Genomic DNA, 12,671 nt, shown 5'->3' with positions numbered 1-12,671 from the left:
AAAGAAATGACAGAAAATCAGTAAGAATGGAGAACAGGGCATGACATTACTTCAGTTAAAATACGTGGTGGAGGTGGCGGCAGCCGGAACCATCAGCGGGGCGGCAAAAAAACTTTATATTGCACAGCCGAGCCTCACGGCGGCGATCAAGGAACTGGAGCATGAGATTGGATTTTCCCTGTTTACCCGCACGAACAAGGGCGTGGTGATTTCCCCGGACGGGGAAGAATTTCTGGGGTATGCGAGACAGGTGATCGAGCAGGCAAACCTGATCGAGGAGCGCTATTTTGGTGCTGTGCCGCAGAAACGCCAGTTCTGTGTCTCCACCCAGCACTATTCCTTTGCCGTTGAGGCGTTTGTCGATCTGATCCGCGAGTACGGCGGAGAAGAGTACGATTTCCGTATCCGCGAGACGCAGACGTATGAGTTGATTGAGGATGTGGCGAAGCTTAGGAGCGAGGTTGGCGTGCTGTATCTGAACCGTTTTAACGAGACGGTGATCCGCAAGACGCTGCGGGAACACGACCTCAAATTTACGCGGCTTTTTATGGCAAAACCGCATGTATTTATCGGTGCGGCCAATCCGCTTGCAAGCCGCAGTTCTATCACCCTGTCGGATTTGGAACCTTATCCGCGTCTGTCCTATGAGCAGGGCGAGCACAATTCCTTTTATTTCTCCGAGGAGATCCTCAGTACGCTGGACAGCCGCAAGGACATCCTGGTGTCCGACCGCGCGACCCTGTTTAATCTTCTGATCGGGCTGAATGGGTATACGATCTGCAGCGGTGTCATCAATGAGGAACTGAACGGACCGAATATTGTAGCGATTCCGCTTGATGTGGACGATTATATGGAGATCGGTTACATTACCCACAATCGCGTGACACCGGGACGGTTTGCGGGGCTGTATATTGAGGCGTTGAAGCGGAGAGTGGGAGTGCCGGTTCCCAAAGTGTCTACCCGTGAACCAATAACCAGAATTCCTGTTTCCGACAGGTGATTTTTTGGTTTGACTTTTTTAAAACAGGAAATATAATAATACCGAAACGAGTAGCAAACGAGTGTAAATCCAGCTTTTGCTGCTCTTTTTTTATTATTTCATAAAGAATGTGCCAAGGTGCATTTTTTATTAAATTTCATAAAAATGCCATTAAAAAGTGTGTTGCAAAATAAATGCTTTTGAAATAAAGTCTTCCGGAACGGGAAAACATGAGTCAATCCGAGAGTTTTACAGAAAATATTCAAGGAATGTGCATAACCTATATTTGCTGTCACAGAAAAATGTGGGGAAAGAGGAAAATTTATTGTTGAAACCGTTTTATTTGCTGCCATTTTTAATGTGACAAATCGCAATCTTTTGCCGAAGATAGATTTATATGGAAATAGGAACGAAATCGGAAAGAGGATGATAGAATGCGGCAGAATAGAGGAATGATTTCATGTCAGCGTCTATAATCGGCACTTCCTTTTTGTAAGAAATGTGGTATACTCGATAGAACATGAAAACCATATTAAAAAAAGGTGAAAAGCAGAATGAATCATATTTCAATTACAACCCTGGAAGCGCCGGAGCTGGATATCTACGCCCGGCTGAGCGAGGGGCAGTTATTTCATTATAATGAACCAAAGGAAGGTCTTTTCATTGCGGAAAGCCCTAAGGTCATCGGGCGGGCGCTCGACGCGGGATATGAGCCGGTTTCTTTTCTGATGGAAGAACGCCATATCGAGACAGAAGGGCGGGAGATTCTGGAACGCCCGGTGTGTGCGGGAGTGCCTGTGTTTACGGCACCATTTGATGTGCTGACGCGCCTGACCGGCTTTAAACTGACGCGCGGTATGCTGTGTGCGGTGAAACGGAAGAAAACGCCGGGGATCGAGGAAATCTGTGCAGGTGCCAGACGGATCGCGATTCTTGAGAATGTAGAAAATCCTACGAATGTGGGGGCGATTTTCCGGTCAGCGGCGGCGCTCTTTATGGATGCGGTGCTTCTGACACCGGGATGCAGTGACCCGCTGTACCGCCGCGCAAGCCGTGTCAGTATGGGAACAGTGTTTCAGGTGCCGTGGACGTACATTCCGAAGGGCGACTGGGCGGAGAACAGTATGGAAACGCTTAAGAAGCTGGGATTTCGCACGGCGGCGATGGCGCTCAGTGACCGTTCCGTGAGTATCGCGGATCCGGCGCTTTTGCAGGAAGAAAAATTAGCGATCATTCTCGGAACCGAGGGTGACGGGTTGGCGGCATCGACGATCGCGGCGTGCGATTACACCGTGAAAATCCCAATGTCACACAGCGTGGATTCGCTCAACGTGGCAGCAGCGAGTGCAGTGGCATTCTGGCAGCTGGGCATGGGAAACAGGAAATAAAGTTCTGGCTGTGTAAAAAAATGTACATTGTTTAAATGCGTTTCAAATGCCAGAAATGAGTGCGGAAATGGATGGAAAGAATCGTTTGGAGGAAGGAGAAAATAGAATGAAGTGTCCAAAATGCGGACAGGAAGCAGTTGGAAATTTTTGCAGTAACTGCGGAACTCCGCTTGTAAATGATACAGTACGCCGAGAACAGGAAACGGTGGGAAGAAAGCCAGAAAATAGCTATGACGACGGTGATTCAGAACAGCGGAATCCAGCTCGGATGGAATCGGATGAGAAAAAGGCGGAATCCGGCTCTGGATCGAAACGAAACAGTCAGGAAAAGAGGAGCAGCCAGAGTCAGGACGCACAGAAGCGTGAGGAAGAGCGCCGCGACAATGAACGCTGCCAATCCCAGGCACAGGAGGATGCCCGCCGTGACCGTGAAGCGGCATCGCGCAGACGACAGGACGCGAGACGTTCTTCTTCCAGCGCGAAAGAGGATAAGCGGGATGCAAAACAGCAGAAGCAGATGGAAAAACGCCTTCATGCTCTGGAGTCGGAGCGGGAGCGCTCAGAGCGTCAGAAAAACCGGATGGAGCGCAGCCACCAGCGGGAACTGGAACGCCAGTCCCGGGAGGCAGAGCGCACCAGACGGGCGGCGGAGCGCAGTGAGGCGCATACGCAGAGTGACTCTAATGACGGTCCGTCCGTGCTGGATGTGACGGCAGCCGGAGTAACCGGCGTGGTTGTGCTGATGGCGCGCGTGATGCAGGCAGCCAGCTTTCTTCTGATGGCGGGAATCACCTGGGCGAATGCGAAGGCATTTCGGTATGGCGGCGACGATCTGGGCTATATCGGAACTATGATTACCGAGGAAAATTATGGTCTGGGGCTGTATGTAGGGATTGGCGTATTTCTGGTACTGATGGGCGCGATCTGGTGCCTGTGGATTCTGTCAGGCAAGCACGCGGGTGGTAAAGTACGGCTGCAAAAATACGATACGGGGCGCGGATTTATCCCGTTTATAATCATCCTTGTTCTGGTATTAGTAGCCGGTCCGGCAGCGTACCTGATGCCGAAGAATGCGGGCAGCTTACAGCCGATTGTGGACGGCGTCTATGCGGCGCTGGAGGCGATCAATGCAAACCACGGATTTCTGCTGTTCTGCAGCATCGGAGGCGCGATCCTTTCGTTTATCCGGAAAATGCTGCTGGTATAATTTTATAATTCATCTAATTGCCCGAACTGATACCCCATTTCCTCCCATTTTGCCAGAAGTTCATCGAGAATCTGAGCGTTGGTCTGCGAAGTGCTGTGCAGAAGGACGATCGCGCCGGGGTGGATGCGCGTCAGAAGCTTGGAAAATGCTTCTTCTTTGGATGGCTGCTGATCCTGCATCCAGTCCACATAGGCGAGACTCCAGAAAAAGGTCTTGTAGCCGAGCTCCTTTGCCATCTGCAGGTTCGATTCACTGTATTTGCCCTGCGGCGGACGGTAATATTTTTTCATTGTCTGCCCGGTGACGGACTGGTAGAGTGTTTCCAGGGCAGTCAGCTCCTTTTCAAATGCTGCTTTGTCGGAAATGCGGGACATATCGGGATGGTGATACGTGTGGTTGGCGACGGTGTGACCCTCTGCGATCATCTGTTTTACCAGTTCAGGACTGGTTTCGAGATAGTTGCCGACGACGAAAAAGGTTGCCGGGACATGGTGTTTTTTCAGTGCTTCCAGAATGGCAGGTGTGCAGCCGTTTTCATATCCGGTGTCGAAGGTCAGATAGATGACGGGCTTGGAGGTATCGCCTACATAGAAAGCGTCAAAGTTTTTTAAAGTGTCGGCGGAGGCATTGCCGACCGGTGTCTGCCCTGGACTGGGAAATCCAAGTCCCCAGTTTCCATCTGCGACCGGAATCGAACCGGAATCAAAGGCAGGCGGGAGCGAGCCACAGGCGATAACAGGCGCTGAAACCGTGTGCCCGGATGGATGGCGCAGGAAATGCGCGGCAGTCTGCCCGGCGAAGAAAGCGATGGCAAACAGGGCGGGAACCAGCAGCGGGGAAATGATGTGCCGGAAACGTGATGGAACATAATGCATGGGAAAATGAATGAACATGATGTGACCTGAAAGATATATTTTCATAAGTATATGAAAGAAGGGGGAACATCATGTTTTTATTATAATTTGGTGTCCGTGAAATGCACCGAATCGGAAAAACCAAGCAGTACCATATAACAAATTTTATGTGCTGACATAACAAATTAATGCTTGTCATGCCCTTTGTACCTATGTTATTATTATAACGATGCTTAGATGAGATGCTCCGAACCCTTGAACAAGGGGAGCTGGATGAAAAGCAGATTATGAAATTATGATGAAATAAATAAGAGAAACAAGGAGGATGTTGAAGGATGAAGCCTTATAGCGAGATGACGAAAGAAGAACTTCTGGAGCTTAAGCGTGATCTGAGCGATCAGTACCGGGAGTTTCAGGGCAAGAATCTGACGCTGGATATGTCACGCGGTAAGCCAAGTGCAGAGCAGCTTGATTTATCGATGGGAATGATGGACGTACTGAGCAGCGACAGTGATCTGACCTGCGAAGATGGGACAGACTGCCGCAATTACGGCGGCCTGGACGGTATCAGCGAGGCGAAGGAGCTGTTAGCGGATATGATCGAGGTTCCGGCTGACAATATCATTATCTATGGAAACTCCAGCCTGAACGTAATGTACGACACCATCTCCCGTTCTGTGACTCATGGCGTTATGGGAAATACCCCGTGGTGCAAGCTTGACAAGGTTAAATTCCTGTGTCCGGTACCGGGATATGACAGACATTTCTCCATTACTGAATATTTTGGCATCGAGATGATCAACATTCCGATGACCGCAGATGGTCCGGATATGGATCTGGTGGAGCAGTATGTGACAACCGACCCGACCGTAAAGGGAATCTGGTGTGTTCCAAAATACTCCAACCCGACCGGTAATTCCTATTCCGATCAGACTGTCCGCCGTCTGGCACGCATGCATCCGGCAGCTCCGGATTTCCGTATTTACTGGGACAATGCTTATGGCATCCACCATTTATACGATGATGAGCAGGATCATGTGCTGGAGATTCTGGCAGAATGTAAGAAAGCCGGCAACCCGGATATGGTTTACAAATTCTCTTCAACCTCCAAGATTACGTTCCCGGGTTCCGGCATTGCGGCAATCGCAACCTCCCACAATAACCTGGATGATATCAAGAAGCAGTTAAAGATTCAGACTATCGGTCATGATAAAGTGAATCAGCTCCGCCACGTGCGTTTCTTCAAGGATATCCACGGCATGGTAGAGCACATGAGAAAGCATGCCAACATCCTGCGCCCGAAATTCGAGGCAGTTGAGAACATTCTCGACCGCGAGCTGGGCGGACTGGAGATCGGTACCTGGACAAAACCGCACGGCGGCTACTTCATTTCCTTTGATTCACTGAACGGCTGTGCGAAGGAGATCGTTGCGAAGTGCAAGAAAGCAGGCGTTGTCATGACCGGAGCCGGTGCAACTTATCCATATGGCAAGGATCCGGAGGATCGCAACATCCGTATTGCTCCATCTTATCCGCCGCTGCAGGATCTGATCACTGCAACCGAGCTGTTTGCACTCTGCGTCAAGCTGGTCAGTGTCAACAAGCTATTAGAGGAAATGTAATATTAAACCAAAAAGTACAGGAATTGTATGGGTATGTCGAAGGACCGCTGCCCATACAATTCTTTTTTCGGAGAAAAAGTGATGATAAAGGAAAAGTTATCCCTGATCTGGGGAAAGTTTGTAAACAGGGAGACGATATCGTATCTGATATTCGGCGTTCTGACGACGCTGGTGGACTGGATTTCCTATGCGGTTTTCCGCCACAACGGCATGAACTACCGTATGGCGACGATCTGCTGTCAGGCGGCGGCGATCCTGTTTGCATATGTGACAAACAAGATCTGGGTATTCCGAAGCTACAATTTCCGCCCTGTATATCTTCTTAAGGAAATGGCTTCGTTTTTCTCCTGCCGTATTCTCACATCGGTGTTCACGTATGTGGCGATGATCGTGATGGTAGACGGCATGGGAATCAAACAGGATATGATCTGTAAGATTGTGGTATCAGCGATCTCGCTGGTGCTGAATTATATTTGCAGTAAATTATTTATTTTCAAAAAGAAAGAATCCTCGAAATAGGGCTGTATGGGGAAATGACAGCGGAAATGGATGCTGAAGACAGACCGGAAAAGCCGGAAATAGTAGAGAAAACGCCGCCTGAACAGGATTCTGGATGGAGGGAAGATGGAGCAAAGAGAACGAGACGAAAGTTCCAGTAAACTGGAAGAAGCACTCAGGGAGCTTACGGGAGCGGAAACAACGGGGAAAATAGAGGAGTATGAGAACGAGCGGGAAGGTACGGACGTGGATTCGGAGACTGCCTGTACAGATATGAGACGCGCTGAACGAATGCCTGCCTGGAGACAGGAAGAAGATGCCAGAAAATCTAACTTTCAGAGTCCAGAGCAGATGTCGTTAATGAGTTGAATGATGATGACTGGGAGCAGGAAGAATTAGATGAATTAGATGAGTGGGATGAACCAGAGAAATCACCCCGCGGAATGGGGCGCCTGGCTGCGGTTTTCCGTCCGTCGGATGATCTCCTGGCGGCATTTTTCCTGCCGGTGGTGATTTTGATCCTGATTTTTGCATACCGCGGTATTTTCCCCTTTGGGCAGGAAAGCTTCCTGCGGACGGATATGTACCACCAGTATGCGCCGTTTTTCTCGGAATTCCGGCATAAGCTTTTAAGTGGCGAGAGCCTGCTTTACAGCTGGGATGTCGGCATGGGCGTAAACTTTGCCGCGCTCTATGCGTACTATCTGGCGAGCCCGTTTAACTGGCTGCTGCTGTTATGCCCGTCGTCCCTGATTATCGAATTTATGACCTACATGATCGTGTTCAAGAGCGGTCTGGCGGGTCTTTCGATGGCGTGGTATCTGAAAAAGCACACGGGTTCACAGAAGTTTGGAGCGTGCTATTTCGGCGTATTCTATGCGCTGTCCGGCTATATGGCGGCGTATAGCTGGAATATCATGTGGCTGGACTGCATCGTGCTGCTGCCGCTGATCCTGCACGGCCTGGAGCGGCTGGTGCGCGAAAAAAAAGGGCTTTTTTACTGCCTGATGCTGGGACTTTCAATCCTGTCCAACTACTATATATCAATTATGATATGCCTCTTCATGGTGATTTACTATGTGGCGCTCCTGTTTCTGGAGAAACGGCCGGGATGGAAAGATTGTCTGCACAGCTTTTTCCTGTTTGGTGTGTATTCGCTTTTGGCGGGTGCGCTGGCGGCTGCGGTGCTTCTTCCGGAGATTGCGGCGCTGCAGAGTACGGCGTCTGGCGATTTTAATTTTCCGACCACACTGGAAATCTACTTCCCGATCTTTGACATGATCACGCGGCACATCGGAAATGTACAGGTGGAGACGGGACTCGACCATTGGCCAAACCTCTACTGCGGCGTGGCAGTCTACATTTTCATGGGGTTGTATTTTCTGAACCGCCGGATTGCGATCCGGGAAAAGGTTGTGTACGGTGTGCTGCTGCTCTTTTTCTATGCCAGCTTTTCGTTCAACGTGCTGAATTTTATCTGGCATGGCTTCCATTACCCGAACAGCCTGCCGTGCCGCCAGTCGTTTATCTATATCGCGCTGGTGCTGACGATGTGTTTCCGGGCGTATCTATATCTGGATGAAATATCCAAACGGCAGTTTGCCGGGGTGACATCCGCCGCGATTGGCTACGTGATTCTGGCAGAAAAGCTGGTGACGGACGATGCGTTTGAGCCAGTTGTCTGGTATGTGGCAGTGGTGCTTCTGCTGTTGTATCTGGGCGTCTTTTATTTCTATCAAAATAAAGAACATTTCGCGTTCACGGCGGCGCTTCTGGCGATGGCGCTGGTAAGTGTGGAGGCGCTTGCCAATATGGCGGCAACGAGCATTCCGACGACGAGCCGGACTGATTATGTGGCAGACAATCAGGATGTTGCAGCGGTGACAGAGCCGCTCAAAAAGACGGAATTTTACCGGATTGATAAAACGAATGCGCGCACGAAAAATGATGGCGCGTGGATGCATTTTCCATCCGTATCACTGTTTTCATCGGTGGCAAATGCCGGGGTGACGGATTTCTTCAAACAGATGGGCTGCGAAGGTTCGACGAACGCATACAGCATCGTGGGAAGTACGCCGCTGGTGGATTCGTTATTTTCAATCAAATATGCACTCTATGAGGGTAAGCAGGACAATCCGCGCCTGTCGCTCTATGCATTTTCAGGTGACACGTACCTCTATGAGAATCCGTGGACGCTGCCGCTCGGCTTTATCCTGCCGGACATAGTGGAAACGGGCTGGAAGCGCGATCTTTCTTCGCCGGCGGATGTCCAGAACGATTTATCGGATGTGCTGGGCGTGCCGGAGTGCCTGATTTTCACGGACGGGGAGGAGCAGGGGAATCGTTTTTCCTTTACAGCACCGGAAGATGGGGAGTATTATATAAGTGTCGCAAACCGTCAGATTGATTCGGTTAAACTGGATGTCGGCGGGGAGAGCCGCAGCATTGATACGTTGAAACGCGGGTATCTGGTGGAAACCGGATATGTGAAGGCAGGCACATTGATTCTGCTGGAGAGCAATGACAGTGTCGGAAGCATGGACGCGAGCGCGTACCGCTTTGACGAAGCCGGGCTGCGTGCGCTCTATGAGCGCCTCAACCAGCATCCATTTGAACTGGAAACATTGGGTGAGGAGGCGATGAAGGGCACGATCGACGCGGGCGAGGGCGGAACGCTGTTCCTCACGATCCCGTATGACGAGGGCTGGACGGTCACGGTGGATGGAAAAGAAGCTATCACGCGTCCGGTCTGGAAGGCATTTACCGGCGTGGAACTGACGGCGGGAACCCATACGGTGGAACTCAGGTATTATCCGCAGGGACTGCATGAGGGACTGCTGATCAGCGGAGGTGCGCTGTTTGTGCTGGCGGTGATTGTGGCTTCTATGTATATAAGGAAGAAGAAGCAGGGGAAAACTTCTGCAAAAATGAGAAGAACGGTGGAAAAAGAGCCGGATGGCGATTTGAAACTGAGAAATTGAGATACAAAATTTATAGAAAAGAGGTTAAAATCATGAAAAAGCTGGAAGAATATGTAAGAAGCATTCCGGACTTTCCGGAGCCGGGTATCATTTTCCGCGATATTACTACGATTTTACAGGATGCAGACGGACTGCAGCTTGCGATCGACGGAATCCAGAAATCCTTAGAGGGCGTGGATTATGATATCGTGGTTGGTCCGGAGTCCCGCGGGTTTATTTTCGGCGTGCCGGTTGCATATGCGATGCACAAGGGATTCGTGCCGATCCGCAAGAAAGGCAAACTGCCGTGCAAGACGGTATCTGTAAGCTACGATCTGGAGTATGGCAGCGCGGTTCTGGAGATGCATGAGGATGCCATTAAACCGGGACAGAAGGTAGTTATCGTTGACGACCTGATCGCAACCGGCGGAACGACCGAGGCGATTGTCAAGCTCATCGAGAAGATGGGCGGCGAGGTTGTAAAAATCTGCTGCGTGATGGAGCTGGCAGGCTTAAAGGGACGCGAAAAACTGAACGGATATGCGGTGGATGCCCTAATTACCTATGAGGGGAAATAGATAACGGTTCACGGGTAGGCACTTTTGGAACCGAAAGTGCCGTAAGAAAACGTGGCGACAGCAGGAATTTGCCGTATTTAAATGCGAAGCCACGGCAAATTCCGTTACTGGGCACGTATGCGTGAACAGTAACAAAATAGTTTGCCGTTGCATTTTTTGTCAAATATTCGTATAATAGGGGTATTCTATATAATATTTTATTTCATTTGCGTGAACCGCTTTCCGGATTCCGAACGGCAGGCGTTTCAGTTATCTACGGAAGGGTCAGGAGGCATATATGGGAAATTTGGATAAAATAAAAAAGCTGGATCAGGAAATTGAAGCGCCGGCGGATTTTACGAGTCCGGAGGTACTGTATAATGAGTTGATTGCCGCCATTCGCAAGTACCATCCGTCGGATGACATCAGCATGATTGAGAAAGCGTACCAGATCGCGTATGACGCACACAAGGACCAGAGGCGTAAATCAGGTGAACCGTATATCATCCATCCGCTCTGTGTGGCGATCATTCTGGCGGATCTGGAGCTGGATAAAGAGACTCTGGTGGCAGGTATCCTGCACGATGTCGTGGAAGATACGGTCATGACAGAGGAGGAGATCACGGCGATCTTTGGCGAGGAGGTAGCACTTTTAGTAGACGGCGTTACCAAGCTGACCCAGATCTCGTGGACGATCGATAAAGTAGAGATTCAGGCGGAAAACCTGCGTAAGATGTTCTTAGCGATGGCGAAGGACATCCGGGTTATCCTGATTAAGCTGGCAGACCGTCTGCACAATATGCGGACACTTCAATATATGAAGCCGGAAAAACAGAAAGAAAAGGCGCGTGAAACGATGGATATCTACGCGCCTATTGCTGATCGTCTCGGTATTTCCAAGATCAAGACCGAGCTGGATGATTTGTCTCTCAAATATCTCCAGCCGGAGGTTTACAAAGAATTGTCCGAAAAACTGGCGCTCCGTAAGGACACCAGGGAGGCGTTTATCCATAAGATTATGGATGAAGTCAAGAAACATATGGACGATGCGGGCATCGAAGCCAAGGTAGACGGCCGTGTGAAACATTTCTTCAGCATCTATAAAAAGATGGTAAACCAGGACAAGACGCTGGATCAGATCTATGATATTTTTGCGGTCCGGATTATCGTGGAGAGCGTGAAGGACTGTTATGCGGCGCTCGGTGTCATCCATGAGATGTACAAACCGATTCCGGGACGTTTTAAAGATTATATTGCCATGCCGAAACCGAATATGTACCAGTCGTTGCATACGACTCTGATTGGCAGCAGCGGACAGCCGTTTGAGATTCAGATCCGCACCTATGAGATGCACCGTACCGCTGAGTATGGTATCGCGGCACACTGGAAATATAAGGAGAGCGGCAGCAGCAAGGCGGCGATCGACAGCGCCGAGGCAAAGCTTTCCTGGCTGCGTGAGATCCTGGAATGGCAGCGGGATATGTCCGATAATAAAGAGTTCTTAAGTCTCTTAAAGAGTGATCTGGACCTCTTTACGGATGATGTATACTGCTTTACCCCGACGGGCGATGTCAAGAACCTGCCGAGCGGTTCCACCCCGATCGATTTTGCGTATTCGATCCACAGTGCGGTCGGCAACAAGATGGTTGGTGCCCGTGTCAACGGAAAACTGGTCAACATCGATTATGTCATTAAAAATGGTGACCGTGTCGAGATTATTACCTCCCAGAATTCCAAGGGACCGAGCCGCGACTGGCTGAAACTGGTTAAGAGCACACAGGCGAAGAATAAGATCAACCAGTGGTTCAAGAGCGAGCTGAAAGAGGACAATATCCTGCGCGGCCGTGCGCTTCTGGATAAATATTGTAAGGCGAAGGACATCAATTATTCAGAGTTAAATAAACCGGAATATATGGAAAAGGTCATGAAGCGCTATGCGTACCGTGACTGGGATTCCGTTCTGGCATCGATCGGACATGGCGCCCTCAAAGAGGGACAGGTCATCAACAAGATGCTGGATGAGCGCAACAAGAAGTTAAAGAAGGAAGTAACCGACACGACGATCCTCGATAACATGGCGTCGGATGGAAACAAGGTTCCGGTGATCGCAGCCGGGAAGTCGAAGAGTGGTATCGTTGTCAAGGGAATCCACGATCTGGCGGTTCGTTTTTCGAAGTGTTGCAGCCCGGTTCCGGGCGATGAGATCGTCGGATTTGTCACAAGGGGACGCGGTATCTCGATCCACCGGACAGACTGCATCAATGTGATGAATCTGCCGCAGGAAGAGCGTGAGCGCCTGATTGAAGCCGAGTGGCAGCAGCCGGAAGCACAGACGGGCACGGAAAAATACTCCACCGAAATCAAGATCTATGCGAACAACCGCATCGGCATGTTTGTGGATATTTCCAAGGTATTTACCGAGCGCCAGATCGACATTACCTCGATGAATGTGCGTACAAGCAAGCAGGGCAAGGCGACGATCGTCATGACGTTCGATATTCACGGAATTGAGGAATTAAATAAATTATCTGATAAACTCAGACAGATTGAAGGAGTATTAGATATAGAGAGAACTGCCGGATAAGCGGTTCTCTCTATATTTCACA

General features: G+C 50.0%; 10 protein-coding genes. 9 read left to right on the top strand and 1 reads right to left on the bottom strand.

Features of this window, described 5'->3' with window-relative positions:
* Positions 1–40: 40 nt before the first annotated feature.
* The 3 genes from DWX76_RS04495 to DWX76_RS04485 all read left to right on the top strand — a co-directional run bounded on the left by DWX76_RS04495 (position 41) and on the right by DWX76_RS04485 (position 3,574).
* Complete coding sequence (locus DWX76_RS04495; protein ID WP_107000515.1) at positions 41–1,000, top strand: LysR family transcriptional regulator; 960 nt, start codon at positions 41–43, stop codon at positions 998–1,000.
* Positions 1,001–1,533: 533 nt separating this feature from the next.
* Positions 1,534–2,367, top strand: a complete 834-nt coding sequence (locus DWX76_RS04490) for a TrmH family RNA methyltransferase (RefSeq protein ID WP_118570186.1) — start codon at positions 1,534–1,536, stop codon at positions 2,365–2,367.
* Between the two features lie 106 nt (positions 2,368–2,473).
* Complete coding sequence (locus tag DWX76_RS04485) at positions 2,474–3,574, top strand: zinc ribbon domain-containing protein (RefSeq protein ID WP_118570185.1); 1,101 nt, start codon at positions 2,474–2,476, stop codon at positions 3,572–3,574.
* A 2-nt stretch (positions 3,575–3,576) separates the two neighbouring features.
* Here the strand turns inward: DWX76_RS04485 and DWX76_RS04480 are convergent, their stop codons facing one another.
* Positions 3,577–4,467: a polysaccharide deacetylase family protein gene (locus tag DWX76_RS04480; protein ID WP_243022449.1), complete on the bottom strand. Its 891-nt coding sequence runs from the start codon at positions 4,465–4,467 to the stop codon at positions 3,577–3,579.
* A gap of 296 nt (positions 4,468–4,763) precedes the next feature.
* On the opposite strand from DWX76_RS04480, the gene DWX76_RS04475 reads away from it, so the two are divergent.
* The 6 genes from DWX76_RS04475 to DWX76_RS04450 all read left to right on the top strand — a co-directional run bounded on the left by DWX76_RS04475 (position 4,764) and on the right by DWX76_RS04450 (position 12,649).
* Entirely contained in the window at positions 4,764–6,050 is a 1,287-nt protein-coding gene (locus DWX76_RS04475; protein ID WP_107000512.1) for an aminotransferase class I/II-fold pyridoxal phosphate-dependent enzyme, read from the top strand.
* Between the two features lie 81 nt (positions 6,051–6,131).
* Complete coding sequence (locus tag DWX76_RS04470) at positions 6,132–6,569, top strand: GtrA family protein (RefSeq protein WP_107000978.1); 438 nt, start codon at positions 6,132–6,134, stop codon at positions 6,567–6,569.
* A gap of 105 nt (positions 6,570–6,674) precedes the next feature.
* Entirely contained in the window at positions 6,675–6,917 is a 243-nt protein-coding gene (locus DWX76_RS04465; protein ID WP_118570184.1) for a hypothetical protein, read from the top strand.
* On the top strand, positions 6,914–9,529 hold the full coding sequence (locus tag DWX76_RS04460; protein WP_243022448.1) for a YfhO family protein: 2,616 nt from the start codon (positions 6,914–6,916) through the stop codon (positions 9,527–9,529). Before DWX76_RS04465 ends, DWX76_RS04460 begins: the two co-directional genes overlap by 4 nt.
* Positions 9,530–9,561: 32 nt before the next feature.
* On the top strand, positions 9,562–10,086 hold the full coding sequence (locus DWX76_RS04455) for an adenine phosphoribosyltransferase (RefSeq protein WP_022359322.1): 525 nt from the start codon (positions 9,562–9,564) through the stop codon (positions 10,084–10,086).
* Positions 10,087–10,363: 277 nt separating this feature from the next.
* Positions 10,364–12,649 (top strand): RelA/SpoT family protein, encoded by a 2,286-nt coding sequence (locus tag DWX76_RS04450; protein ID WP_022359323.1) that lies wholly within the window; start codon positions 10,364–10,366, stop codon positions 12,647–12,649.
* The last annotated feature ends 22 nt before the right edge of the window (positions 12,650–12,671 follow it).

Source organism: Clostridium sp. AF21-20LB (assembly GCF_003478795.1).
In the GTDB taxonomy this organism is placed as follows: domain Bacteria; phylum Bacillota; class Clostridia; order Lachnospirales; family Lachnospiraceae; genus Otoolea; species Otoolea fessa.
Note: the sequence above shows the minus strand (reverse complement) of the source record. Positions and strands in the feature narration are given on the sequence as shown.